Raw genomic sequence first — 25,224 nt, forward strand, 5'->3', positions numbered from 1 at the left:
CGGCAGGGCTTCATCCACCAAAAGCACCGTCAGAAAAATGTCATTTTCACGGGAACAACCCCCTTTTCCTGCGCCTTTCCTCTTTCCGGGCTTCCTTCTCCTTGCGTTTCGCAGCCCGTTCCTCCACGTCGGCGAAACGGGTGCGGATGAACTCGTGCACGTCCTTCGTGCGGTAGAACACCTTGCCGCTGATGGTGAAGTACGGCAACACCCCGATGGCACGGTAGCGTTGCAGCGTGCGGATGCCCACCTTCAGCAGCAGGCACAGGTCTTGGTTGTCCAGCACCTCCTCGCCGTCGAGCGTGTTGTTCTTCTTCAGCACCCTTTCCAGCAATTTCTCCGTCCGGTCGAAGCGTTCCATGATGCGCTCCATCCAGCCCTCAAACTCTTCCCTGTCCGTGTACATAGCAGTCGCCCTCCTTTTCGATGATTTCCTTTTCCCGCATATAGCGGATGTAGCCTTTCGCCGTCCGTTCCTTCACTTCCAGCATCTCCTGTATCAGCTCGCACAGTTCGATGTAGCCGTACTTCTCCTGCCGGGCGAACGCCTCCCGTGCCATCTCCGCCAGCTCCTTCTCCTTGCGCTTCTCTTTCTCCGCCCTCGGCTTCTCGCCCACATAGACGGGCATCCCGGCTTGCTTGTCCCATCTGAACTGCATCAGCGGAATGTCCAGCGGGCTGCCGTCCCTGACCTTCAACGCCTTCACCACCGACACCTCCGGGTTCTCGTCCTTCTCGATGGAGAGGATGGCGGCGGACTTGCGTTGCAGCTCGCTGCCGAGGTGTCCCCGCAGCTTCAGTCCGTTCGGCACGAAATGCACCACGGCGGCGATACACGTGCGGTAGATTCCCGCCAGCCGGTAGATCTCGTCAATCAGCGCCACGCTCTCCGCCTCGTCGTTGGCGCAGCGGATCAGGTCCGCCACCCCGTCGATGACGACCAGATGGATGCCCCCGTGCAGGTAGTGGTACCGGTCCATGCTCTGCACGATGGCGGTCAACCGCTCGCTTCTCGACATCCCCGTCAGGCAGTACACGTGCAGATACTCCGGCATCCGCTCACGCCCGGCACGGCGCAGCAGCCGCCCCGTGTTCTTGTGGAGCTGTTGCTCGCTCTGTTCCGTGTCGTAGAGCAGCACCGCACGCCCCTTGCGGTTCGGTTCCACCCGCACCCCCAAGAGATCGGCGTCCGTCTCCCGTTCCATGATCGCCCCGGCGACCAGTGCGGCGGTGTAGTTGCTCTTGCCCGTCCCTTCACCGCCCGTGATGCAGAGGATGTTCTCTTCCGAGCCTAACGGCACGTCCCCGGCGGTAACGATGGCGACCGCCTGTTCGGGCGGGTGGTCATAGTCGATCTCGCACGATTTCAGCATCGCCAGCGTGTCCCCGTACAGCGTGTCGAGCAGTTTCAGGAACAGCCCCATCAGCTCCTCCCTCGTGTGCCCGGCTTTGAAGTAGTCCGTCACGTCCTTCTCCGCCTTCGTCCCCGACAATGGCAGCACCAGCCGTTTCACCCCGTACTCCGCCAGTTGCGCACGGTGCTTCTCCGAGCATTCCAGCCCCGTCTTGTCCGTGTCGTACAGCAGCACGATGTGCTTGAAGCGATAGACCAGCTTGCGCACGGTCTTCGCCGGGATGACCGAGGTCTCCGAGTTGAAGCAGATGGCGTGGAAGCCGTGCGCCGCCAGCGTCAGCACGTCCTTCTCGCCGCCCGTGAGGAAGAGCAGGTCGCCCTTCGAGGGCAGTTGCTCCAGCCCGAAGCAGTAGTTGTCGCCCGTGTGCCCGCCATAGACGAAGCGCACCTCCGACATCGGGCGATAGACCTTCACGCCCCATTTCCCCCTGTACCCGAACATCGGTTCCGCCGGGGTGGAACTGAAGCCGAACGCCTTGCCCTCCCTCGTCTCGCCCCGGTACTCGGCGAGCGATACCGTCCCGTAGCGGCGCAGCACCTCCACGGTGATGCCCGATGCGCCCCAGTAGACAAGCTCCCCCTCGGTGAAGGGCTTCTCCGCCGCCCGGTAGGGCTTCGGTTCGGGACGGTCGGCGGACACAGCCGCCTCTTCCGTGTCCGTTCCGGCTTCCCCGGCACCGCCGCCCCTTGCGCCCGGCACGAGCCGCAATCTCCGACAGCCCCCGGTTCCCACCGTCCCGTCGGTCGGGCTGTCCCCGTCCAGTCCGAGGCACAGCTCCCGGTCGATGGTGTGCAGCACCTCCACGAAGTCGGCGGCGTTCCGGCAGTCCAGCCCTTTCAGCTTCGCCACGAGGAAGAAGCAGTCTCCCGAATAGTCCCCGTTGCCGAAGTCCTTCATCCGGTACGTACCGCTCCGGCGGTCGTAATACACGTTGCACGAAGCCTTGCTGTCGGCGTACAGCGGGTTCAGGAAGTTCCTGCCCACCCGCCACTTCACGGGCAGGTAGTGGCGGAACACGTCCAGCCCGTTACTGGTTCTTGCCAGCACTTCTTCCTTTCTTACCATAGCTTCCGTTTTTTCGGTTATGCAGGGGATGTTCCGCTATCATCCGGTCGATCTTGGCGGCGGGCGTCTCCACCATCCACCGCTCACGCAGGCTCTCGACAGCCTGCCGGGGATAGCGTATCTGCCGCCCGATCATCGAATAGGGGACGATGTTCTTCTGGCGGTAGCGTTGCAGGGTGCGGTGGCTGATGTCCAGCGCCTCGCACACCTCCTTGTGCGTCATCCACTTCGGGTCGGCTTTCCGTCCCTTGGTCACAGGGCTTTCCGCTTCCTCTTTCCGTTTGCGCTCCGTTTCCTCCCGGTTCCGGGATTCCTCCACGTAGGCGGTTATCTTCTCGATCTTCTCCACGAGCAGGCGGTAGGCGTTGCTCTCGATGGTCATTATTTCCATTGTCGTACTCATTTTTAGGTTTCTGCCGCAAATGTCGCCCGATTCGCCGGTTTTTCCTGCCACTATACCAGCACCTTGGCAAAGATTTTTTTTCGGGGCGCATTTTCGCCCTTGCCGCCGTTCCGGGCGGTAAAAAGGACCGAGACGGGGTAAAAAAGAGCGTCCGGAAGGCTCTTTCCAGCCCTTCGGACGCTCCCTTCCCGTGTCCTGCCGTCTCTGCCGCCCCGTTGCCAACTTGCTACCGGCTATCCATGTCCCGCATCTTTTTCAGCAGCCTCTCCTTCATCTCGTCCAAGAACGCCGTCGGGTTCTGTTGCCCCCGCAGCCTGCCGAAAGCGTGGTACACGTTGCCCAGATCCACGTGGAAATGCTTCTCGAACAGCGCAGCCAGCTCGCCGATCTCGGCGTTGCCCTCGTCCACGCTTCCCGTCACGTGTATGCCATAGACGAGCAGTATGGCGGCAACCTTCGTGTTCGTCCAGCGGTGTTCCTTCTCCGGCACGGCTTCCGTCTCCGTCCCCTGCGCCGCACGCTCCATCCGGCGGCTCAAGTGTACCAGCAGCATCTCCACCGAGATCAGCCGTGCCGCCAGTATGTCGTAGCCCGTGGAGAACTCCGCCTCCTCGTCCAGCACGAAGCTGCCGCTCTCGGGGCTTAGCTCGCCCTTCGCCCGCAGGAAATAGTAGCTGTCCCGGTACGTCGCCCCGCTGTGATAATACTGGTAAAAGGGCAGGTAGCGTTCCATCATCCGCTCGGCACGCTCCATCGCCTTGCGGTAGTACGGTTCGGCGACACGCAGGCAGGCGGGGCAGCCGCTCTCTATCTGGTACACCCGGTAATAGTACAGCAGCCTGCCCGTCAGGGCGGGTTTGTAATACTTGAAGTAGAGGATCTCCTTCGCGTCCCCGGCGAACGGATGGGCGAGGGCGTACTCCTTCAGTTCCCGGTTCTTGCCTTTCAGGTACGAGACCATCTCACGGCAGACGCCTATCACCTCCTTGCCGTCCATGCCGGGGGCTGTGGTCGCCATGCGCTGATCCACCTCCTTCAGCAGCCCGTTAAAATATTCTTCCATATAAATCTTGTTTCATGTTGTTTATAAGGGCGCAAAGTTAGCGGACGGCAGGGAAACGGACGTTCTGAATCCTCACCGCCGGATTCGGATTGTCCGCCAATCGGCCCCGGACGGTCGGTTTTTCACGGCAGGGCTGGAGAAGGGAGGCTAAACTGTACGGGCGCACCGGGCGATTTCACGGATTTCGGCAGGAGTAGCCTTCAGGTGCTTCTTGCAGAAGTCCCACAGGTAGCTCGGAGTGGCGAAGCCGCACACGTCGGCAATCTCTTGAAGGGGCATGTCCGTGTCCGCCAGCAGGGAGGTTACGTGCGCTTTCCGCTGTTCCGTCAGCCAGCGGTGCGGAGTGGTGTTCAGCTCCTCCTTGAAACGCCGTCCCAGCGTATTGACCGACATGGCGCATTCCCGTGCCAGTTCCTCCACGTTCTTCACCTTGGGCAGAGCCAGTGCGATTTCTTCCCGGAACGAGCAGCCCCGCAGGTGCGGCAGGTACTTTTCCACCTCCTGCAAGTCCGCCTTGCCGAACATCGGCGGTATGCCCTTGCGGTACTCGGACGCCCGTTCACGGCGGAAGCGGAACAGCAGTCCCGCCAGACGGTTGCAGAGCACGTTCAGGTGCGGGTATTCGTCGTAGGCGTTGATGCTTGCCTGCATCCGGCAGAGGAACAGGAATCCTCTGCAGTCCTTCTCCCGGAAATACGCCTCCGCCGTTTCCAGCAGGAAGTCTGACGAGCTTCCGTGGCGGTGATAGGCGACCAGTATCAGCAGCCCGGCTTCCTCCTTTACCCGGCACGAAAGTACGGGGCAGTGTTCCCGCAGCAGCTCCACCAGCCGCACCATCCGTCCGTTCTCCCGTGCGAGCCGTTCCGCCGCAATCCATGTCACCGGACGCTCCGCATCCGTTTGCGGCAATACCCTGCGTACCTTTTCCATCCATTCCCGCCATCCCTCCCGGACGGCTTCATTCATTAGAATTAGTGTAAGATTCTGTTTCATTTTGTTTCAACACGATATTAAATAATACAAATCTTACACGAAATTACAAATTGTTTGCAATAGATGTCCTGCCGACACCCCGTATCGGTCACGATATTTCCTTGAATTACAGATTCGGATTTTGCTCCATAGGTTCGGATATTCAGTCGTGAAAAAACAGAAAGGCTGTACCGGTTCCACCCGCAGAACGGCATGACAGTAAGCAGGGGGAGCCGGAAGAAAGTCATTCGCCGGTTGGTGAGTGCGTCTTTTCAACGGGATATTTGCCGTCCCGTATCTCCTGCAACCTTTCGATCAGTGGTTGCTCCTTGGAATGGTTCTTTTGTTCGGCTATAATGAAGAACGATGCAAAACTGCTGATAACATACAGCCAGAACAGGCATTGACCGAGCAATTTCCGGTATTCGCCCACTGTCTCGTACTTCGCCTGCATCGCTTTCAGCTTCGCAGGACGGTAATACAGCTTTCCGGCAATCCAGATAAAAGGAGCGAGCGTCGCTGCGGCGAACAGATAGGCAACCGGGTTGAACCTGCTCCATTCCACCTTGTCCGTCAGGGAAGAGAACCAGCCCGTCAGCATATCCCATCCCCATGCCTCGAACAAAAGATGGAGAGCCATCAGGTTAAGAAGCCACAGGATTGCCATCGTCCACGTGGCATTGGAGATAACCGCCTTGTCTTTCCTTGCACGTTTGTTCTTGCTCCAGAAGTAATACATCCAGTATGCCGGTTCCTTGAACATAGCTTCCTCCTTTCCTTGTTTTCCGCTTGCTTATCCCGTTACGAAGAACAGCAACAGGGCGCATCCCGTTGCGGCGGCAACGATCAGCCCCAGCCAGAAACGGTAACTCCTTTCACCCAGCGTACCCAGCCAGAAATTCCCTTCCCAACTTCCCGGACGGGAGTACGTCCACCGCCATCCGCAGACAATCCCCACAAGCCACAGCAGCAGGATTCCCGCCACGATCAGGTAGCCGTACCTCGGATGCGCCTGCAACCACTCCGGCAGACCCTCCATAAACTCGCTTATCTTATCGAACCATTCCATAGCAATAACAGAAAAAGCCAAATTCATACCTTACGGACGAACCGTTATACATCAAAGCAAAAATAGTGAAAAGTCCAATCACTCAAAAAGTTTCACCGCAAAAATCTTTTCCGTTTGGAAGAAATACGTTTTATTTGCACCTATATAGCCGCAACGTATGAAGAAAGCCTCCCCACATAAAAGAACCAGTCGGCCGAAGCTCCCCGGATTCTTCGACCACCTCTTTTATTGGACGTGGCGCAGTTGTCGGCACGGCTTCCCGGATCGTAGTTTTGCGGTCATCAGTGTGGTCCAGTTCGCCTGCCTCCTGTTTCCTGTCGCCATCGCTTTACAGTTCTTGGGCACTCCGGCTGTCCGCTTCCTTTACGAAACAGACGACCGCCTTACGCTTTTCCCGCTGATACTGCCGTTCCCCGTATTGCTCTGGAGGAATATGCGCATCTATACCGAGGAGCGTTACCGCATGATGCACGACTATTACGGGGCGTTCCATGTATCGGTACGGCAACGCTATCGCCTCCGTTTCCTTGTCTGCACGGTGCTTGCAGTCCTTGCCATCCTGCTTGAAATACGGCTGTTCACCCTTTATCATGACCGCTGCACGGCCATATCCTCCGGCAACAGCCATCCCGCAAGCCTCTATGTCCCGTACCGGTATGACAACGGCAACGACCCCGTGCAGGAAGGCGTTTACCGCATCGTCGATGAAAAAGGGCGTATCGGATATGCGGACGAGCATGGCAATACCCTCGTAGAACCACGCTTCGCTTTTGGCTTTCCTTTCGAGAACGGGAAGGCGAAAGTAACCGACACGGGAGAACTGGAAGAAGCTCCCGGTTCGGATGGGGAATACCACTATTGGGAAAGCGATGATTGGTATTACATCGACCGCAAAGGGCAAAGGATTGAATAAAAGCCCCAAGACTGCCCTAAGCCCGACATTCCAGCCACCCCACCTGCCAAGCCCTTGCAGGGCAAACACGAAGCCGCCAAGCCCTATCGGAACATCCCGTTCATCCCACCTTTCCCCCGAAACAAACACCAAAACTCAAAACCAACTCATTTACAGAAACTTAAAAGAATATCGGTGCAAGCCGCAAAACAGCCCTGTGTGGCTGGTGCAAGGTGCAGCTATATATATAAATATAGCTGCACCTTGCACCACAGAAATACACACTGAAAATCAACATTTTACACTTCGAGTAAAACCACGGGTGCAACCTCGTTTTTTGCACCGCCTCCTGATTTTATGCTTTTCCTGTAATCCGGTAATCCCGAAAAATAAAAAATCCCCGAAACATTTCCCTTTTTCGGTCAAAATTCCTATATTTGCATCAGTTCCAAGAGCAGAGCGAAGCAATGCAGCGAAACCCGCACAGCTACCAAATCGCTACCGGCTACCGAACTTTCTACTCTTTAAGTCTTATCTACCAACCGATTACAAAAAAACGATTGTTTTTCATTAAAAAAGGATATAATCCTTCAACAGAATGATTCATTTCATTTCTCGAATATCCATCGACAGGGAACTCAACAATAATAGAAATTACATTATTTTATGAACGAATCAAATGATCAAAACCACTAAAAAGAAGAGTTTATTTAGAAAGCGCCTCCGGTCTGAATGGAGAGATTTACCGGCTAGTATCTGCCGAAAAAAGAGAATATGAAGTCATGGGATTGATGAAACAGTCCGGCTGAAAACACAAAGCGGCGCTTTGTGTGAGCTAAAGCTTAGCTTTAGGAGTCGTAAAGCTAAGCTTTAGCCTCCCCAAAGCGCTATGTTATTAACCGATGCAAAAATGCACTTTTTCGGGGGCCTCCCTAACACACGCACACACGTAAGCGCACGCGTATACACATACACACACGAACATAACTAAATACGCGCAAACTATATTATATACGCGCGCCTGTGTGTGGAAAAATTGTGGAGTGCATTTTCTGCATTTTTGCATTTTTCACCTCCGCCAAGCTGTTCATAAAGAAAAGATTTATACGCATACTCTTCCATAATTCATCCCCTTTGCCCACGTATTCCGCTATTTTAAGGCTAAAAAGCACATTTTCTCCCGAAAAGTTTTTGTAATATCAGAGTTAATCGTATTTTTGTGTACAATTTTGGTGTAGTGATGACAGAAGAAGAAAAAAAGTTATTGAGTACCTTTGAAACGCAGCTACGGCATTTAATGTATTTGCACGATGAATTAAAGCGTGAAAATGCCGGGTTGAGAAAACTTCTTGAAAACGAAAAGTTGAAGAACGAGAAGGTGCAAGCTCAGTATGATGAATTGGAAGTCAACTATACAAACCTAAAAACAGCTACGGCAATCAGCCTTAACGGCAGCGACGTAAAAGAGACGAAGCTGCGATTGTCAAAATTAGTGCGTGAAGTCGATAAATGCATCGCTTTATTGAACGAGTAAAGAAGAAAGATGTATGAACGATAAGATAAAGATAAACCTGCAAATAGCAGATTCAAACTACCCGTTAACCATTAACCGAGAGGAAGAAGAAATGGTACGGGAAGCAGCCAAGCAGGTAAACATCAGGCTTAATGCGTACCGGGAATACTATAAAAACCTTGAACCGGAAAAGATTATTGCCATGGTAGCCTATCAGTTCTCGTTGGAGAAACTGCAATTAATGCAACGTAACGATACCACTCCGTATACGGAAAAGGTAAAAGAACTAACGGAATTGCTGGAGGATTATTTTAAGAAAGAATAATGCCACCGAGCCATTCACTGATAAAGAAAACACCACGCACTGCACAATATCCGAGCAAATGTATGCTCTGATATTTGGCGGTGCGTTTTTATTTATATAACTAAATTAATGTAAGAATGATAGCAATAATAGCAACAGCAATTGCTTGCTTCGTCGTAGGAGGAATCCTTTCATACGTACTGTTCCGGTACGTATTGAAGTCCAAGTACGACAGTGTCCTGAAAGATGCGGAGACAGAAGCTGAAGTAATTAAGAAAAACAAATTGCTGGAAGTAAAGGAAAAATTCCTGAACAAGAAAGCTGATTTGGAGAAGGAAGTAGCACTGCGTAATCAAAAGATTCAGCAGGCGGAAAATAAACTGAAACAACGCGAAATGGTGCTCAGCCAGCGTCAGGAAGAAATCCAACGCAAAAAGCTGGAAGCCGAAGCCGTAAAGGAAAACCTGGAGGCACAACTTGTTATCGTTGATAAAAAGAAGGAAGAACTGGACAAACTGCAACATCAGGAAATAGAAAAACTGGAAGCAATCTCCGGTCTGTCTGCCGACGAAGCAAAAGAACGTCTGGTCGAATCACTGAAGGAAGAAGCTAAAACGCAGGCACAGTCATTCATCAATGACATCATGGATGATGCGAAACTGACTGCCAGCAAGGAAGCCAAACGAATCGTTATCCAGTCTATCCAACGGGTAGCTACCGAAACTGCCATCGAAAACTCCGTAACGGTATTCCATATCGAATCGGATGAAATCAAAGGACGTATCATCGGACGTGAAGGACGCAATATCCGTGCACTGGAAGCCGCTACCGGCGTTGAAATCGTTGTAGACGACACTCCGGAAGCAATCGTTCTTTCCGCTTTTGACCCTGTTCGCCGTGAAATTGCCCGTCTGGCTCTTCACCAACTGGTAACAGACGGACGTATCCATCCGGCACGTATTGAGGAAGTGGTGTCCAAAGTACGCAAACAGGTAGAGGAAGAAATTATCGAAACCGGTAAACGGACAACAATCGACCTTGGTATCCACGGTCTGCATCCGGAACTGATCCGTATCATCGGTAAGATGAAATATCGCTCTTCTTATGGTCAGAACTTGTTGCAACACGCCCGTGAAACAGCCAATCTCTGTGCTGTGATGGCATCGGAACTGGGACTGAACCCGAAGAAGGCAAAACGTGCAGGTTTGCTGCATGATATCGGTAAAGTGCCCGATGAAGAACCGGAATTGCCGCACGCATTGCTGGGTATGAAACTTGCCGAGAAATACAAAGAAAAACCGGATATCTGCAACGCTATCGGTGCTCACCACGACGAAACGGAAATGACCAGTCTGCTGGCTCCTATCGTACAGGTTTGTGATGCTATCTCCGGTGCACGTCCGGGCGCACGCCGCGAAATCGTAGAGGCTTACATCAAACGTCTGAACGATCTTGAACAATTGGCTATGGCTTATCCGGGTGTGACCAAGACATACGCTATTCAGGCAGGACGCGAACTCCGCGTGATCGTAGGTGCGGATAAGATCGATGACAAGCAGACTGAAAGCTTGTCCGGTGAAATCGCCAAGAAGATTCAGGATGAGATGACTTATCCGGGACAGGTGAAGATTACCGTTATCCGTGAAACACGTGCGGTCAGCTTCGCTAAATAAGTAAATATTCAAAAGAAGATTCAATACAAGGGCGAAGCAATTCGCCCTTTTTTAGTTTATCATCATTCATTTCTCATGTTTGCAGTATCACGCAGCAGCATGCAGTCTAAAAGTATCAGCTTATGAAAAAGTACCAATTTGAAGTCTGTGCCAATTCCGTAGAAAGCTGTCTGGCAGCACAGGCAGGCGGAGCCGACCGGGTAGAGTTATGTGCAGGTATTCCGGAAGGCGGGACAACTCCTTCTTACGGAGAGATATCGACAGCACGCGACATGCTGACAACGACTCGTCTGCATGTCATTATCCGTCCGCGGGGTGGGGATTTTCTTTATTCTCCCATCGAAGTGAGAACGATGCTGAAAGATATAGAAATGGCACGGCAGTTGGGAGTTGACGGAGTGGTATTCGGTTGTCTGACGGCAAACGGGGAAATCGACCTTCCTATAATGCAAGAGTTAATGAAAGCCTCACAAGGGTTATCAGTGACTTTTCACCGTGCTTTTGATGTATGTCGTGATCCTGAAAAGGCTTTGGAGCAGATTATCGAACTGGGGTGTAACCGTATCCTTACTTCCGGTCAGCAAGCTACCGCCGAACTAGGAATCCCCCTGCTAAAAGCATTGCAGACACAGGCTTCCGGAAGAATTATCCTACTTGCCGGATGTGGTGTGAACGAAAAGAATATCGCCCGCATTGCTTCGGAAACCGGAATACAGGAGTTTCATTTCTCCGCACGGGAAAGTATCAAGAGCGATATGAAGTATAAAAACGAATCAGTATCGATGGGCGGCACTGTACATATCGACGAATACGAACGAAATGTAACCACCGCCCAAAGAGTGATAAATACTATTCAGGCTATAAAAAGCTGAAAACTGCGATAAACAGCGATTTATAGTCCTGCAATAGCATACCTGTTTATAAATAAGGGATAATCGTAATATAAATACCGGTAATAATAGCCGAGGTGATTACTCCTGAGATATTGGCTCCCAAGGCATCTCCCAATACGAATGAATCTGGATTATCTTTGCTTACTATCTTTTGGGCAACCTTTGCGGTGGTAGGTACGCAACTAACGGCTGCGATACCGATCACCGGATTGTAATTGCCCCGTTTGACAATGTACATGATGTATCCTCCGATAATCCCTCCGATACCGGAAAGTAAAAGTGCGACGATACCTAATACCAACAATTTCAGAATCTTCGGATCGAGCAACAGATGCGCATCGCAAAGTACGCCCAGCAATACTCCCAACATAAAGGTCGAGCCATAGAGTAACGGACCACTGACAAAGTCATAAATATGCTTCATACCGGATTCACGAACGGCAACTCCCAGGAACAGGGAGAAGAACAATGGAGAGGCAACCGGAAACAAGAAACAAAGTACTGCGCAAAGAACAGCAGAGAAAGCCAGTTTCACTTTGGCATCGTAATTCTTCGGCGCCTTCTTGGTCACCATCTTAATGGCACGGAAACGTTTGGGCACTAATAGCTTGACCAAATATGGATACCCTCCGTACGTCAGCCCCAAATACAGGTAAGCGACTACTGTAATAGGAACAAACAAATGTTTTGCCAGAGCCAGCGAAGTGAAAAGCACCATCGGACCGTCCGCACCACCTACCATAGCAACAGATGCGCTTTCCTTTAAAGTCAGTCCGAGCGCGGAAGCGATGGGCACAGTAAGGAACGTACCGAGTTCGGCACATAAAGCAAGGAATATACTCGCAAACGGTTTCTGGAGCAGGAAGCCCACATCCAGCAAAGTTCCGATGCCCATAAAGACAAAGCAGGCTATAAGCCCGTTACTGAAAGTCAGCGTGTAGACAGGTTGCAGAAAGTCTATCTGCATCGTATTCATCAGGTCATCCGTATCCGAAAGCATCGGATCGAGGAAGAGGTTACCTAATGTACCGTCCGGCATCATCAATGTTCCGCAGTTGATGGCTACCATGCCCAATCCCATCGGAATCATAACCATAGGTTCGAGCACTCCCTTCCAACCCAAATAGATAAGTAACAAACCGAGAAGTACCAGAAAGACTCTGGCAGAAGCCAGTAACCAGCCGCTTTCCATCATTGTGCCGATACCCTGAAAGAGGGTGGCAAAATCAATATTTTCCATAAATAAACGTCATTTTATTGTTTGTTGGTAGTAGATTTCTTTGTATTTTTCTTGTTGACATGCGCCAGTTCTTCTTCTTTGAGAAAGAACTCACGTGTATCCCGCAGATAATAATAATCCATCAGGTTCTCTTCCGACGCACCCGGACTTACTCCATGATAATAACCGGAATAGCCAGAAACATTCCGATTGATTCCACGGCTGAAATCTTCGCGATAATCTCCTAAAGTCCCTTCGTCCGGAAGAGGTATCTGTCTGACAAGCCTTTCTACTTTCTGCCGGTGTTGTCGCCAGCGATGTAACCGCAGCAGCTCCAGACGGTGAGAACTATAAAAATCAAAAGAATCTGCCGCATAAGCAATCAGTTTGATGACTGCCGCAACAAAAAAACCGATGAGAAAGGTGAGCCCCATCATAGCGAAAGTAGATATTAATAAATCAATCATAGCAATAAAAAATATAGGTTTTATAATATAATATTCAAAAAAAAGAAGAGGCGCCCAATGGTAAATCATTATTAAAATTTAGACACACATGAAAGTTAAATCCCATTGGGCACTCCTCATCACCCATATAGAAACAATCGGCAGATGTTATTTGCTTGAATCACTTCGGTATACATCTTTGCTTCTATACGACGTAACTCCCGTTTCACAACGAAAACACAATATCCTGATCCCGATACTTGATTAGGTATCCGGGAAATATATCACACGCTTATAGGAACAATAAATAAAAGGAGGGGCAGAGAGAAAAGATATACCTCACCCTGCCAATGGAAAATAATGCAGCCTAAATAAGAATATGGGCTAATGTATAGACGTAGTGTTTACACGAATATTTAGTGTAATTGACATCAAAACAGGTATGGCTCAGACGTTCCTCCGGAAGCAACGTATTCAGTGAGCTCAATATCTGTATTATTGCAGTATTTGTATTAAATCTCAGATTCTTGAAAGGAACAATGCTTCTAGGAAAAGATAAGTTATCAAAAATGCAGTCACTGACCTTACTGCCGTAAGTTCCGTCAGTCAGCAATGAATGAGTATCTTTACATGATTTATCGAAACCGGCAGAAGAGACACTGCAATTTGCTCCCGCATTGTATTGCATATCAATTGCCGGGACCTCAGTTTCTTTCTGAAATCCCTGCAATTCTTTATTGGAAATATGAGTAAATCCCAAAGCCAGAAATGCGAATGCTAATATGCAAAAAATGTACTTTGCCATAATTTGCTGCAAACGTAATCATTCTTTTCCAATAACAATGTATTAATGGTAAGAATTAACGATTATTGCACTCTGGCTCCTCTTTATAATCCATGTACTACTTTCATCAATTGCTCTCCCAGACCGATCGTATATCCTTGAGAAACAAAGACCACACGGTTGAAGGTATCGGCAATGATAAAGACAGGCAGGGTTGATTGATTCAACTTCATCGCATCAACAATCTGTTTTTGAATGCTGTTATCCACATCAATGCCATAAACAATGGTAGAGGGAAGATCTTTAAATTCATGGGTGTTGAACTTTTTATATTGCTCTTCCGAAGGGAAAAGAAAGACCATTTTACGTCCCCACTGTTCAAACTCGCTGCGCAAAGCCGCAATATCTCTTAAAGCATGATTGGTAGGCTCCTGCCCCACTCCGAGAACAGCAACCACAAAATAGCCGCGTCCGCAGGTTTGCAGGATACTTTGCAGGTCAGTACCTCCTACCGGACGATAGGTAGCTTCGGAATTGAAATTACCGATCACTTGCACCTGATCTTTACTTTCACGCATCACAAGGTCAACAGTAGTCGTCTTATCCGGTTCGATAGTAAAGAATGTGGTATTGGAGAGTACCGCACCACTAGCCAGGCGGGTTCCGGTCACCATCATATAATAACCTTCGTCCAGCTTTACTCCGTTTTTCAGGAGATTTGACCACGTAGCACCACCACCCATATCTACATCGCCTTCGTCATAATTGAGCAGTTGGAACGTGCCGTTCTTAAACTTGGAGATAGTGAAATGAGAATAGTATTTAGGATCGGATAAAGAACGTATCGGAGTATAGCTGGCTTTCAACATGCCGGTACGAGATTGTGTGGACCGCGAAGTCTCAAAGTTGACATCCTGCGGAGAAAGCCCATCGCTTAAATATTGAACCTTCCCGGTCACTTCATCAATCCAGGCTGGTATCCCTATGCTCCGGGCAGCTGCTACGAAGAATATATCACGGGACTTCTCATCAGCTACACGCGACTTCCATACTCCCATCGGAGAAATAGGAATCCGCTGAGAATTCAGTTCGTTATCGATCTTAATCTCTTTTCTGCACCATTCTATTAATGCTTTGGCATCATGAGCAGCATCAACAGGTGCCGATTTCAAGACTGCTTCAGAAATTGCATCATAAAGTACCTTTTTATAAGGAGTCAACATCTCATTCGCTATGCGAGGATTGAGCAACGCCCTTTTCACCAGATCAGCGTCCGTTTTTTCTCCATCTGATGTGTTTTTCAGATGATCGTTCAGTACATCGAGTGTCACGTCACGAAGATCTTTTGCCGAGATATTCTCTAATAACCACATACCCCGCATTTCCTCCCATGAAATATGTTTTTTCTCCTTTCTGATAGCTGAAAGAAAATCCTTCAATGTCTGATGGTTTCCACGCGAAGCAACCAGAAAAGCTGCCAACTTATCTTTCATAGTTTCAGGTTGCAATATATTCCCGTATAGTCCGTTCACCCATTCTTTTGCCTGTTCATCTGTCATCATCGTTGCCACATATGCATTGCGGATCGAATCTTCCTGTGCCATCCGGTGGTCATTTTCCGCCCGTTGTTCAGGAGTTACTTCGGGAAGGTTAGCCCCTTCTACCGGAGGAACAATATCCATCGGAAGTGTATAGCTTTCACCTTCTTTCTTATCTAAAGATAACTTCAAAGCATCTTCTTTTCCAAACGACAGTTTAGCATATCCGAATTTTCCATCCCTGGATGCCCATACCAACATATCTCCCTTGCCGGCAGTGAGGAAGGCTTTACCTTCGGCATCGGTATATTTCGTGGCTACCGTATAGAACTCAGCATAATTGTATATCTTAAATTCCACTTTTGCACCTGATACCGGATGTCCTTCCGTATCCGTCACCGTCACTGTAGCTTTGGCAGTAGGCGCATAATTGTCTATCACATTGATCTCCGTGTAATTCGGCGTTTCAAGCATAATCTCTTCCGGACCGGTATAGCGACCGAACACCTTTGTATGCATCAGCATCCCGCGACTGGCAGGAGCATTGAACCATCCGAGATTCAAAACCGGTTCGGGCTCGCAAGCTCCGAAGAAATACCACTGTCCATCCGCCCACGCTTCTACCCAGGCATGATTATCATCCGTATGCGCCCAACGGGGAGTATATACCTGCCGTGCCGGAATCCCCACCGAACGCAACGCAGCCACAGTAAATGTGGATTCTTCTCCGCAACGCCCATACGCTGTCTTCACCGATGCCAACGGCGAACTGGTACGTGCATCACTTGGACGATAGACTACCTTTTCATGGCACCAATGATTTACTTCCAGAATAGCGTCCTTCATGGACAGATGCTTCACCCTATCCTTCAATTCTCCATAAAACACCCGACGTGAGTCATCCAAATTCTCATTATTCACCCGGACAGGCAACACAAAATGCCGGAACAATTCATCCGGAATCTGATCTCCCCAAGGCATCTCAGTACGCGTCTGCCCGGACAAGCGAACATTCTCCAAATAATAATCTCCTGAATAATCCGTCACATCCCCTATCGGCATATAAGCATAGAGAAACATCAGAGCTTCCTGCTCATATACAGACAAGTCAGGATTCGAAAAAACAGTAAACAGGTCTCCATGAGGAAGTGCCTGCTTTTTCTGTTCAAAGTCTTCGGTCACTTGATTCCGATAATTCTCTTCTTTCAGAAAATGAGCGTTGTTGCAGGCATACAGCACAACAGACAGGATAAGAACGGATAAAAGATGAATGAATGTCTTCATAAGAGTGTTTGGTTTATTTTTAGATAATAAGATTGCTGATTCACAAAAATACAAGAATATTTTCTGAATGCCTAGATAAGTATATAAAAATGTGACAGATAAGAATAATATTGTCATCAAGGAAAGAGAACGGGAAAATTGTAACAGGTTTGTAACATCTCCGTGTCCGAACCTCTTATAAAAAGAAAATTCATAAGAAAAAGAAGATTTTTATGTTTTACAGCATATAATTCAAAAACATTTTGTATCTTTGCAGTGTTAATAAAGAAAACAAGATGTAAAACCGCTCTTCAAAACGTGGAGGGCAAAAAAAGAGGAAACAAATTATGAAAAAGAATGCAAATGAAAAAATCATGATGTTACAGTACCGTATTAAACGTTATCAAGCAATGGGAAACGGTGCAATGTGCCAAACCTTGAATGGTAAACTTCAAAAACTGCTGACGAAGCAGCCTGCCATGTAATTAAACACACTAATATATATCATGAAAAGAGCGGAGCAACCACACTGGTTCTCCGCTCTTTCTTTTTTTTCTTTTTATTTCTTCTTCAAAGTCACATCACTGATTTCTACTACACCACCCTTATTCTGTCCAAGGATAGCCACGTAACAGTCTTTCAGGATTGCAGCGTCATCATCCGTATCGGAGACTTCCAGAGCAGGATTTGATTTTTTGCTACTGATTGCATTTACGACCTGTCCCATATCATAGTAAACAACTACCTTCGTCCATTTGCCGGCATCCTTAATTTTGAAGTTGTATTGCGCACCGGAAGCATTAGGCTGGGCATCAGCATCGTAATCCCTGCGCATAAAGAAAGTAGTGTTAAGCTTGCCGTTATCATTTTTTTCCTCATTCGTCTGCTTGATATATACGCTGACCGGAGTTCCTGCCTCCTTTGCTTTTGCATAGAAAGTCAGCACATAGATACCTTTCTCCAAGCCGTCTGTAATACGTTGACCAAGAAACGCTTTATACCAGGATGTATTCTTCTCAGCACCCGAATTATCTATTTTCATCGCGTTCGGATACTTGGCATCTCCGGTCTGCTCCCAAGCAATTGTTGTCACTCCGTCCGCCTCATTATTCATAATGAACCACTCACCTGCCGTAGCCTTGTTAGGGTTGGTTACCTTGTTCGTTACTTCCGTAGCAAACTTTTCATTTTTGATCAGATTCTGCGCACTGACGCTTACTCCTGCGATAGCCACAAGACTAACTAATAATACTTTTTTCATCTTACTGCGATTTTATTGTTTATACGTTATTTCTTATTTTCACTCTGCTTGCTGAATCCTATTTTATTTGTTGAATAACAAACTTATAATTTCCAGATTCTTTCTTTTCGTTTGTTTTTAGTGTGATGCGATAAATCTCCTTACCCCATACATTAGAGAGGCGCGGATCGTCCAATTGGATTGTTTCCAGTTCGGCTTTGAACTGAATCGGATAGTCCAGTTCCACTTTCTGCCCCTTTACTTCAATCTGAATTTTGCCCAAGGACGGGAAAGTGACATTGCCCCAAGTCATGAAATTCACCTGATTGGGAGCTACGGCCTCATCCAGCGTGTAGCTGTCGGTAATCGTCAGTTTCCGGTCATCCAGTGTATACGACCGAATCCAGCTTTTCACTTTTGCTTCCGACGGATAGGCGGCAGCAATATCAGTAGAGAATATGCGTTTCTTTTCATTGCAAATGGTATTTGTCGCTTTGTATTCCTGTCCGTATTTCTGCGGTATACCATTAATCATCGGCAGATTATGATAATTACTCTGCATTGTCCAGATGGTGTAACGGTCTTTACCGAATGTCTGCTTGGTATATGTACCTACTCCTGCATCAAGGATTACGGGAATTGTATTCACATATAAGGAAAACGTTCCCACATCATTATGATTATGACTTTCGTTGTTGAATCCGCCTTTGGCAGCCACGAACATTCCATTCTTATTCTTCATGTAACAGAACTCCGTTTCGGGATACCAAGTCACGTCCGGCATATCATGCTTTGGAGTCTCTTTGGCAAGATCATTGCAGCAGAGCAGAGACTGGAGCGAGCGGAATGCATCATTCCCCATGGTCGCATACGGTTTTCTACCATTCAGCAGATAAGCTGCAAAATGCATCATTTCATCGCTGTTTACCGCTTTACCAAAACGATAGATCAACAGAGGATCGCCACCACCTTGCGCGGAAGCATCGGCAAAGTTCACCACCCAACCATTACCGATATAAGAACGGGACATATACTCTCCCATACGCCGGATCATCGGTTCATTCAACAGGGATATTTTACCACCTGTACCATCAGAAAGTATTTGCAAATAATCATAAAGCTTACCTGCCGCGTGTCCCCAATAAGAAGTTCCTTCTTCGCAAGCACCGTCAGACTTCACAAAGTTGATAAACTTATCCACCGATTTCATCGAACGGTATACAGCTTTTGCCAAACGGTCTTTATTGTTCTCCATCAAAAGGAAACACTGCAAAGCATTGGAGTTGCACCAAGGATTCCAGTTATTGATAATCTCGCCCGGCTGCCAGTTGAACGCCATCCACCACATATCGTCATCGTTCATATAAGGGTCAAGGATACGCTCCTTTATAGCTTTGCGCATTTGCAGAGAAACCACCGGATTGATTTTGTCGAAAGGTTTACGGAAGAAATAGTGCACCCAAGCCATCAATGCACCATATCCGCCGGAACCAAGATCAATGATCTGTTCGCGGAAATCAGGAAGAGAACGTTTGCTGCTTTGCCGGGGCAGGTGAGCAGACAGTACCCATGAATTCATTTCGCAACTCATATAAGCTCCGTTGAGCAGCTGATCGATGAAGCGTCCTTTGCCTTCCGCCAGTTCTGCCAGCATCAGCGTATTCAATGCCTGACGGTTGGCGTCATAGGGAACTTCCATGATTTTACGATTACCGGTCCGCTCATATTCAAGATAGGCGGTAGCAGGGATCAGTTGCCATTTATAATCGAGGAGCTTCTCGCCTGCCGCGATAAGACGCTGCTTGTTGGGCCCCATCAATGAGTCCCAAGCAGCACGATCAGTATAGGCCGGATAAGGTACCCATGCCTGTTTCATTACCAGCACATTTTTCAACGTAGTTTCATCTGCCGCTTTTTGCAGCATATCGCGTTCTGTATAGGCATTGGCTTTGAAAGAGAAACTTCCAAAGGTAGCTAACAGAAAAACACAAATTAAATGCTTCATTCGATTCATGGTATTTTGTTCGTTTAAGTATGGCAAAGATAACGCATCTCTCAAAAAGTAAGGTGAGCAAATCATACGAACCTCATGACAAAAAAGTACAGACTTCAAAAAAAGTACATCCAGAAGCTCTCAGCCCTCTCGTGAAACAGACGCTCTGTTCAAAGCAAACAGACCTTCTATTTAGGGCAAACAGAGCCTTCATTCAGAGTAAACAGAGGTTCCGTTTGAAAAACATCCTGTTGATTATAAACAGATACTTCATTTGAGCTTCTATAAAATCTCCACCGATGGTAAAACCTGAACTTTATTCCCAATCGCTAAACTCAAAACTGAGCTGCTCCCAAACTCCATGCTGTTCATCCGCCTCCTCTTTCGGATTGGAAACAGAAAGCCCGATCAGGCGGATAGGATGCTGTTCGTACTCCACACTTTTCAATAACTCTTTAGCGAGTGGAAGTATGCGGTCTAATGTATACAGCTCCTGCGACTGCGTAATACTTCGGGTTATCTGACTAAAATCATGAAACTTAATCTTCAGAGTCAATGTATTTCCTTTAAACTCTTTACGTTGAAGACGTTCTATTAATTCTACCGCTACATGATACAATTCAATGATAACGGAAGAATGAACCGATATATCTCTTTCCAGCGTTCGTTCACAACCGATAGACTTCCGAATACGAACCGCCTCAACCGGACGTTCATCAATCCCTCGCGAACATTCATAATAGAGTGCCCCCACCTTTCCAAAGTGGGCCGTCAGCATTTCGAGCGAGCATTTACGTAATTGAAGACCATTGTGAATACCAAGCAAATGCATCTTCTTTGCTGTCACAGGTCCTACTCCCCAAAAAGACTCGATCGGAAGTCCGGCTATGAAGTCCAGCGCCTGGTCAGGATGTATGGTACACAGTCCATCCGGTTTCCGATAGTCCGATGCAATCTTTGCAAGAAATTTATTATAGGAGACTCCGGCAGATGCGACCAGGTTCAACTGTTCCCGGATACGAAGTTTTATCTCCTTTGCAATATCAACTGCCAGAGAGATTCCTTTCTTATTCTCCGTAACATCCAAAAAGGCCTCATCCAAAGACAGAGGCTCAATTATATCGGTATACTCATGAAAGATTTCGTGTATCTGACGGGAGACGGACTTATAAACATCCATTCTTCCGGATACAAAAATAAGCTGGGGACATAAACGTTTCGCCTTCTGAGAAGACATGGCAGAACGGACCCCGTAACGACGGGCTTCATAACTGGCTGCTGCCACAACTCCCCGCTCCTCGGCATGTCCCACCGCCAAGGGTTTGCCACGAAGTTCCGGATGATCACGCTGTTCTACAGAGGCGTAGAAAGCGTCCATATCGATATGTATTATCTTACGCTGAAACACTTGTATTCAAATTCCATAGCAAACTTACTATAATTTTCCGAATAAACAGCCTCTAAAATAATATGCACCTATTTTTTTAGAGGCACAGGACATAAAAAAGATTCGATATCATAGCGATTCCATTTCTAATAATACTATATTTGTATATTGTTATCTATAATCTATCAACAGGAAAATATTTGAAATACAAACCATAAAGTAAATTTAGTATTATGAAAAAACTACTATTCTATTTATTCATTCTATGCAGCACTTCCATAGTTGCTCAAAATGGAATTACTTTTGAAGTTGAACAACTCTCCAAGCCCGAAAAATTATATCCCGTGGCTTCCCCTGATGAAATCTACAGATATCTGATGCTATTTGACAATGAATCAACCATTCGAATTACAGAAAAAGACATCTGGAAACCTCCATTTAATGTAATAGCCAAGAGTGAATCTCCTGACAGTTTATTATACTTCGGGTATAATTCTTTTTTCTGCGGTATGTATCAGGCTTATGCAGATCATAGGCCGTTCGTTTTATCTCCGGATATGATTTGGCTACTGATTAATCAAGGTTTTGCCCAACATGTGAATGCCAACCATGAGTCTTTGAGAAAATATTTTGTAAATTTCTCCGGAAAGGAATCTTTAATTGTACAATCCCATAAGAAACTGAAAGACCCGAGTCTTTTATGGGAAGAAATTTTCCCGCAGTTTACGGAACAGATAAGAAAAGAGGTAGGAGGCCATTTGGTTGAAACACTCACTTGTAATTTCTCTACAACGACCTCTTTGGAAAAGACTGTTTCTGAAATAACAATAATGGAAACGGTAAAATCATACTTCGAGTTTATCACCATAATGATTGTTTGCGGTATTCCGGAAATCACGCTTGAAGGGACACCACAAGACTGGGAAAAAGTTTTAAATAAAGCCAGAGGACTAAAAGAATATAAACTCGAATGGTGGATTTCACAACTTGAACCTCTTTTGGAGGAGTTTGTGAAGGCATCAAAGGGAACAGTAAACCAAGAGTTTTGGCGCAATATGTTTAAATGTCATTCGCCAAAGTCATGCGGAGCTCCCGAGACTTTTGATGGATGGATCATTAAATTCTTTCCTTACGACAATGAGGGGAAAAGAAATAATCTAAAACAGATTGTGGGGCGTAAAAAGCTTCCGAGCGAGATAGTAAAAGTTGATTTAAAGTATATTGAAGCATACAATGACACCGTAATTGAAACACCACTGGAGTTGTGGTCCGGTTTCATCGGACTCAAACAAAACAATGAGAATTTTGCACTGAGACCACAAATTGGCTGGATGGTCAAAAAGAAAAACACAGACAACACCGGACTCATAAACAGATTGAAAGCCGATGCCAAAGGCAGGGGTATCAACCTTAGAGTGAAAGAGTTCCCTTCCGTCCTGCTGAAACTTGAAGAAATAAAACAGTTGGAGCTTACCTTTATTAATGAAATTGATATACCGGACGAACTGTCAAAAGTGAAAATCGAAAGGTTGAAGCTATCCGGCAGAATTACTAAAGAAGAGATGCAACGTATCAAAACTTTATTTCCCAATACCGACATTAAGATAAACGGAAGTAGAATATAACAAAAATATTACCGAGTAATTCACAGAAACATAAAAGGAATAATCTGGATTTCATATAAATAAAAAATAGGGGCTGAATTCTGCATTGAGAATTCAGCCCCCGCTATTTAATCTACCTAGAAAACAAACCTATATTTATTCAAGCCGAACCCTCATATCTACTACTGTCGGCTCTACAAAAGACTGACTACCACCGGTTTCACCACGCAAACCATTATTGGAAGTTGCGTCATTATGATTCGGCGACTGATCGAGTACATACCACACTCCGTCCCGTTGTTCGATGTCTTCTCCATTCAGCTTCCAGTAACCGACCAGACCATCTGAACCTGAATCGACAAACATCATATTTTCACGAATCTGATTCGCAGTACGGGCTACCGACCATAAACGGACTTCACTCATAAATCCGTTCCATTTACGATTCCGGTCATAGTCATAAGCATAACCGATACAGAAACGTTCGTTCAAGTCGAATGTCAGTGAGCCTACCGTCTTTTCTGCTATTTTCTCTCCATTGAGATAGAGAGTAGCCATTCCCGCAGAAGCATCGTAAGTGAACGCTACATGATACCACTGATTCAACAGGAATATGGATACATCGGGCATCTGAAGTGCAACACTTCCGGCCATTTGAAGCTCGTTATCAGGATGATTCAAGTCACCGGTACGCATAATCAAAGTACCTTCATTGCCCATAATGGTGCCCAGATTCTTCCAACGTTCGGCATAAACCAATGCTTCGTAGGTGACAGAACCCATTGTTTTATAAGCAGTCGGCAGACGTACATCAAGCCAGCCCGGATTGATACGGTATACCTTATCAATAATAATTGGTTTCCTTACTACAATATAAGTCACGCTCGAACTGCTTATCTTTTCAATGTCCGTACTGTTCACTATTACGGGCAGAATATACGTTACCCCGTCTTCCCCCTTGGTAATGTTCTTTACCGACAATCCGCAGGGATCAGCATACAGTTCGCCTGCTTTAATGGTCGAAGAAGTTCCTGTCATTTCATAGTTATCAGTCGCCAGAAGCTGTCCGGTCGTCCCGTGTTTATGATTGTAGTCATCCACAAGGTCCTGCCCTCCTACCTGATAGTTCACATTTACGTTACTCTTTACCATCGTTGAAAGCCGCGACACCAATTCGCACTCGTAGGTATCCGCTTCAACTTCCACTCTTATCACATTACTTTCAAAGTAAAGTTTCGGCTCCAACAGATCGCTTTCGCTGTCGTTGCAACCCACACTAGAGAAAGACAATGCAACTAGTGCACCTGCATATAAGATTTTGATACGTTTCATTGCTGTTCTGTATTTTCATTAGATTGATTGTCCATATATTCCTGATAAGCCTGCAGATTGATCTGTATAGCATGACGCACAAAATTGTAATCACGGGCATTATCATAGTCATTATCAAGTCGGAAAGCACCGACGCCACCTTTCGGTCCATTGGCATGGTTATAAGCAGCCTGAGTCAAAAGTACACCACCGGTAGTCCAGGATGACTCAAAGTTCTCTGTAAAGATGTGCTTACGATAGTCATAATACTCTCCACACCAGCTTTGCAAGGTACTCACTCTTCGGTCGAGATTGGAGTCGCCATACGCCTGAGTGATGAAATAGTCAAAATAAGGAGCAGATTCTTTGTTAGAGTTCCATATTTCACCGTCAATCATAAAATAGTAATACTTACCATTCGGACGCTCGGTTGCCATCGGACCAAAGTATTTTCCTATCTCTTCTACCAGATAATGCAGAAACTCACCACGCGGACCACCCCTGCGGTCTTTCAGACTGCCTACGTATCTTCCGCCGTCACCACCATTATCGGGTTCCCAGTCAATGTCCAGACCATCATAATCAGTCGCAACAATCGTGTCTACCAATGCTTTGGCATAGCGTTGAATGGCTGCGATATGGTCTTCAGCACCTTTCTCCCCACTGGTAAATCCCCAATAAGCTTCTGTTGCCTTATTGACCAGTTCCGTGATTTCCTCACTGGAAGCATTCGGGTTTTCCGCCTGTACTTTTTCTGAAACGGAAGCAGGCGTAATACCAGTTCCAATATTATGCAAAATGTAACAAACCGTGATCTTACCGCCTTTCTTCTTTTGGAAAATCTCCTTATCAGCCAGTTTCGCTTCATTCAAGCCGAATGGACCACTCCACATCGATACCATGTCGATGCTGTCTGGCAAAGAAGCCAGATATCCTTTACGAATAGGCCCTTCGGGAGACCAGTTGCTGAACCATCCGAAGAAAATAGGACGTCCGTAACCCTGACTGGTTGCCTTCCATGCACGAAGATCGACATAATACTGTGCACTTTCTTCATTGTCCATCGTGTTGTAACCGCCGATATGTTCAAAATCCTTGCTCTCTATATCGACACACGACGCAATCATTATCCCTATAACAGGAAGTATATATAATATTCGTCTTAACATTTTCATAT

23 protein-coding genes are annotated in these 25,224 nt (G+C 47.2%); 7 read left to right on the plus strand and 16 right to left on the minus strand.

The annotated features are described in order from the left end of the window. Nucleotides 1-46: 46 nt before the first annotated feature. From NBH01_RS11565 to NBH01_RS11595, 7 genes are all read right to left on the minus strand, one after another. A complete protein-coding gene (locus NBH01_RS11565; RefSeq protein ID WP_004327328.1) occupies nucleotides 47-406 on the minus strand; it encodes a helix-turn-helix domain-containing protein in 360 nt (119 codons plus the stop codon). Beyond that, nucleotides 381-2,480, minus strand: coding sequence for a bifunctional DNA primase/helicase (locus NBH01_RS11570; protein WP_117515176.1), 2,100 nt, complete (start codon nucleotides 2,478-2,480; stop codon nucleotides 381-383). The genes NBH01_RS11565 and NBH01_RS11570 overlap by 26 nt, the downstream gene beginning before the upstream one ends. After that, on the minus strand, nucleotides 2,443-2,871 hold the full coding sequence (locus NBH01_RS11575; RefSeq protein ID WP_032581435.1) for a helix-turn-helix domain-containing protein: 429 nt from the start codon (nucleotides 2,869-2,871) through the stop codon (nucleotides 2,443-2,445). The genes NBH01_RS11570 and NBH01_RS11575 overlap by 38 nt, the downstream gene beginning before the upstream one ends. Nucleotides 2,872-3,109: 238 nt before the next feature. Further along, a complete protein-coding gene (locus NBH01_RS11580) occupies nucleotides 3,110-3,946 on the minus strand; it encodes an RteC domain-containing protein (protein WP_004327325.1) in 837 nt (278 codons plus the stop codon). 147 nt (nucleotides 3,947-4,093) lie between these two features. Next, nucleotides 4,094-4,939, minus strand: coding sequence for a helix-turn-helix domain-containing protein (locus NBH01_RS11585; RefSeq protein WP_009040051.1), 846 nt, complete (start codon nucleotides 4,937-4,939; stop codon nucleotides 4,094-4,096). A gap of 223 nt (nucleotides 4,940-5,162) precedes the next feature. Next, nucleotides 5,163-5,681, minus strand: a complete 519-nt coding sequence (locus NBH01_RS11590; protein ID WP_250700113.1) for a hypothetical protein — start codon at nucleotides 5,679-5,681, stop codon at nucleotides 5,163-5,165. A 30-nt stretch (nucleotides 5,682-5,711) separates the two neighbouring features. Further along, nucleotides 5,712-6,014: an immunity 17 family protein gene (locus NBH01_RS11595; protein WP_008627610.1), complete on the minus strand. Its 303-nt coding sequence runs from the start codon at nucleotides 6,012-6,014 to the stop codon at nucleotides 5,712-5,714. A gap of 130 nt (nucleotides 6,015-6,144) precedes the next feature. On the opposite strand from NBH01_RS11595, the gene NBH01_RS11600 reads away from it, so the two are divergent. From NBH01_RS11600 to NBH01_RS11620, 5 genes are all read left to right on the plus strand, one after another. Further along, nucleotides 6,145-6,900, plus strand: coding sequence for a WG repeat-containing protein (locus NBH01_RS11600; protein ID WP_008627608.1), 756 nt, complete (start codon nucleotides 6,145-6,147; stop codon nucleotides 6,898-6,900). 1,219 nt (nucleotides 6,901-8,119) lie between these two features. Further along, nucleotides 8,120-8,413: a coiled-coil domain-containing protein gene (locus tag NBH01_RS11605; RefSeq protein WP_011109256.1), complete on the plus strand. Its 294-nt coding sequence runs from the start codon at nucleotides 8,120-8,122 to the stop codon at nucleotides 8,411-8,413. Nucleotides 8,414-8,426: 13 nt separating this feature from the next. Next, nucleotides 8,427-8,717 (plus strand): cell division protein ZapA, encoded by a 291-nt coding sequence (locus NBH01_RS11610; RefSeq protein ID WP_008760084.1) that lies wholly within the window; start codon nucleotides 8,427-8,429, stop codon nucleotides 8,715-8,717. A 116-nt stretch (nucleotides 8,718-8,833) separates the two neighbouring features. Beyond that, nucleotides 8,834-10,369, plus strand: a complete 1,536-nt coding sequence (rny, locus tag NBH01_RS11615; RefSeq protein ID WP_008760083.1) for a ribonuclease Y — start codon at nucleotides 8,834-8,836, stop codon at nucleotides 10,367-10,369. 122 nt (nucleotides 10,370-10,491) lie between these two features. Further along, the gene (locus tag NBH01_RS11620; RefSeq protein ID WP_225679006.1) at nucleotides 10,492-11,241 is read left to right on the plus strand and encodes a copper homeostasis protein CutC; all 750 of its coding nucleotides are present in this window, start codon (nucleotides 10,492-10,494) and stop codon (nucleotides 11,239-11,241) included. Between the two features lie 46 nt (nucleotides 11,242-11,287). On the opposite strand, the gene NBH01_RS11625 is transcribed toward NBH01_RS11620, so the two are convergent. The 4 genes from NBH01_RS11625 to NBH01_RS11640 all read right to left on the minus strand — a co-directional run bounded on the left by NBH01_RS11625 (nucleotide 11,288) and on the right by NBH01_RS11640 (nucleotide 16,533). Beyond that, nucleotides 11,288-12,502, minus strand: coding sequence for a sodium ion-translocating decarboxylase subunit beta (locus NBH01_RS11625; RefSeq protein WP_008760081.1), 1,215 nt, complete (start codon nucleotides 12,500-12,502; stop codon nucleotides 11,288-11,290). Nucleotides 12,503-12,516: 14 nt separating this feature from the next. Next, entirely contained in the window at nucleotides 12,517-12,948 is a 432-nt protein-coding gene (locus NBH01_RS11630) for a LapA family protein (RefSeq protein ID WP_225679007.1), read from the minus strand. Nucleotides 12,949-13,294: 346 nt separating this feature from the next. Beyond that, a complete protein-coding gene (locus NBH01_RS11635; RefSeq protein WP_225679008.1) occupies nucleotides 13,295-13,732 on the minus strand; it encodes a DUF8440 family protein in 438 nt (145 codons plus the stop codon). Between the two features lie 83 nt (nucleotides 13,733-13,815). After that, the gene (locus tag NBH01_RS11640) at nucleotides 13,816-16,533 is read right to left on the minus strand and encodes a transglutaminase domain-containing protein (RefSeq protein WP_008764568.1); all 2,718 of its coding nucleotides are present in this window, start codon (nucleotides 16,531-16,533) and stop codon (nucleotides 13,816-13,818) included. A 326-nt stretch (nucleotides 16,534-16,859) separates the two neighbouring features. Between NBH01_RS11640 and NBH01_RS11645 the strand changes: the two genes are divergently transcribed. After that, nucleotides 16,860-16,997, plus strand: coding sequence for a hypothetical protein (locus tag NBH01_RS11645; RefSeq protein ID WP_008764567.1), 138 nt, complete (start codon nucleotides 16,860-16,862; stop codon nucleotides 16,995-16,997). Between the two features lie 74 nt (nucleotides 16,998-17,071). Here the strand turns inward: NBH01_RS11645 and NBH01_RS11650 are convergent, their stop codons facing one another. The 3 genes from NBH01_RS11650 to dinB all read right to left on the minus strand — a co-directional run bounded on the left by NBH01_RS11650 (nucleotide 17,072) and on the right by dinB (nucleotide 21,153). After that, a complete protein-coding gene (locus NBH01_RS11650) occupies nucleotides 17,072-17,773 on the minus strand; it encodes a BT4411 family hyaluronic acid-binding protein (protein ID WP_225679009.1) in 702 nt (233 codons plus the stop codon). Nucleotides 17,774-17,831: 58 nt separating this feature from the next. Further along, on the minus strand, nucleotides 17,832-19,766 hold the full coding sequence (locus NBH01_RS11655; RefSeq protein ID WP_221647179.1) for a heparinase II/III domain-containing protein: 1,935 nt from the start codon (nucleotides 19,764-19,766) through the stop codon (nucleotides 17,832-17,834). 295 nt (nucleotides 19,767-20,061) lie between these two features. Further along, entirely contained in the window at nucleotides 20,062-21,153 is a 1,092-nt protein-coding gene (gene dinB, locus NBH01_RS11660; protein WP_008760075.1) for a DNA polymerase IV, read from the minus strand. A 212-nt stretch (nucleotides 21,154-21,365) separates the two neighbouring features. Here dinB and NBH01_RS11665 point away from each other — a divergent pair, with 212 nt between their 5' ends. Then, complete coding sequence (locus tag NBH01_RS11665; RefSeq protein ID WP_130041620.1) at nucleotides 21,366-22,757, plus strand: DUF4419 domain-containing protein; 1,392 nt, start codon at nucleotides 21,366-21,368, stop codon at nucleotides 22,755-22,757. A gap of 135 nt (nucleotides 22,758-22,892) precedes the next feature. Here NBH01_RS11665 and NBH01_RS11670 read toward each other — a convergent pair whose 3' ends face one another. Next, the gene (locus tag NBH01_RS11670; RefSeq protein WP_011109247.1) at nucleotides 22,893-24,068 is read right to left on the minus strand and encodes a DUF1735 and LamG domain-containing protein; all 1,176 of its coding nucleotides are present in this window, start codon (nucleotides 24,066-24,068) and stop codon (nucleotides 22,893-22,895) included. Then, nucleotides 24,065-25,222 carry a glycoside hydrolase family 18 gene (locus NBH01_RS11675; protein ID WP_193759415.1) on the minus strand — a complete coding sequence of 386 codons (1,158 nt, stop codon included), beginning with the start codon at nucleotides 25,220-25,222 and terminating at the stop codon, nucleotides 24,065-24,067. The genes NBH01_RS11670 and NBH01_RS11675 overlap by 4 nt, the downstream gene beginning before the upstream one ends. Nucleotides 25,223-25,224 lie beyond the last annotated feature (2 nt).

It is taken from the genome of Bacteroides sp. B1-V-101 (assembly GCF_023656585.1).
Classification (GTDB): domain Bacteria; phylum Bacteroidota; class Bacteroidia; order Bacteroidales; family Bacteroidaceae; genus Bacteroides; species Bacteroides thetaiotaomicron.

Excerpts from the sequence above, each read along its gene's own strand:
- NBH01_RS11610 (WP_008760084.1), top strand. The coding sequence starts at position 8,427 with ATGAACGATAAGATAAAGATAAACCTGCAAATAGCAGATTCAAACTAC.
- NBH01_RS11640 (WP_008764568.1), bottom strand. The coding sequence starts at position 16,533 with ATGAAGACATTCATTCATCTTTTATCCGTTCTTATCCTGTCTGTTGTG.
- NBH01_RS11630 (WP_225679007.1), bottom strand. The coding sequence starts at position 12,948 with ATGATTGATTTATTAATATCTACTTTCGCTATGATGGGGCTCACCTTT.
- NBH01_RS11650 (WP_225679009.1), bottom strand. The coding sequence starts at position 17,773 with ATGAAAAAAGTATTATTAGTTAGTCTTGTGGCTATCGCAGGAGTAAGC.
- NBH01_RS11565 (WP_004327328.1), bottom strand. The coding sequence starts at position 406 with ATGTACACGGACAGGGAAGAGTTTGAGGGCTGGATGGAGCGCATCATG.
- NBH01_RS11665 (WP_130041620.1), top strand. The coding sequence starts at position 21,366 with ATGAAAAAACTACTATTCTATTTATTCATTCTATGCAGCACTTCCATA.
- NBH01_RS11570 (WP_117515176.1), bottom strand. The coding sequence starts at position 2,480 with ATGGTAAGAAAGGAAGAAGTGCTGGCAAGAACCAGTAACGGGCTGGAC.
- NBH01_RS11595 (WP_008627610.1), bottom strand. The coding sequence starts at position 6,014 with ATGAATTTGGCTTTTTCTGTTATTGCTATGGAATGGTTCGATAAGATA.
- NBH01_RS11675 (WP_193759415.1), bottom strand. The coding sequence starts at position 25,222 with ATGAAAATGTTAAGACGAATATTATATATACTTCCTGTTATAGGGATA.
- NBH01_RS11580 (WP_004327325.1), bottom strand. The coding sequence starts at position 3,946 with ATGGAAGAATATTTTAACGGGCTGCTGAAGGAGGTGGATCAGCGCATG.
- rny (WP_008760083.1), top strand. The coding sequence starts at position 8,834 with ATGATAGCAATAATAGCAACAGCAATTGCTTGCTTCGTCGTAGGAGGA.
- NBH01_RS11620 (WP_225679006.1), top strand. The coding sequence starts at position 10,492 with ATGAAAAAGTACCAATTTGAAGTCTGTGCCAATTCCGTAGAAAGCTGT.
- NBH01_RS11655 (WP_221647179.1), bottom strand. The coding sequence starts at position 19,766 with ATGAATCGAATGAAGCATTTAATTTGTGTTTTTCTGTTAGCTACCTTT.
- NBH01_RS11670 (WP_011109247.1), bottom strand. The coding sequence starts at position 24,068 with ATGAAACGTATCAAAATCTTATATGCAGGTGCACTAGTTGCATTGTCT.
- NBH01_RS11645 (WP_008764567.1), top strand. The coding sequence starts at position 16,860 with ATGAAAAAGAATGCAAATGAAAAAATCATGATGTTACAGTACCGTATT.
- NBH01_RS11635 (WP_225679008.1), bottom strand. The coding sequence starts at position 13,732 with ATGGCAAAGTACATTTTTTGCATATTAGCATTCGCATTTCTGGCTTTG.
- NBH01_RS11585 (WP_009040051.1), bottom strand. The coding sequence starts at position 4,939 with ATGAAACAGAATCTTACACTAATTCTAATGAATGAAGCCGTCCGGGAG.
- NBH01_RS11590 (WP_250700113.1), bottom strand. The coding sequence starts at position 5,681 with ATGTTCAAGGAACCGGCATACTGGATGTATTACTTCTGGAGCAAGAAC.
- NBH01_RS11625 (WP_008760081.1), bottom strand. The coding sequence starts at position 12,502 with ATGGAAAATATTGATTTTGCCACCCTCTTTCAGGGTATCGGCACAATG.
- NBH01_RS11600 (WP_008627608.1), top strand. The coding sequence starts at position 6,145 with ATGAAGAAAGCCTCCCCACATAAAAGAACCAGTCGGCCGAAGCTCCCC.
- NBH01_RS11575 (WP_032581435.1), bottom strand. The coding sequence starts at position 2,871 with ATGGAAATAATGACCATCGAGAGCAACGCCTACCGCCTGCTCGTGGAG.
- NBH01_RS11605 (WP_011109256.1), top strand. The coding sequence starts at position 8,120 with ATGACAGAAGAAGAAAAAAAGTTATTGAGTACCTTTGAAACGCAGCTA.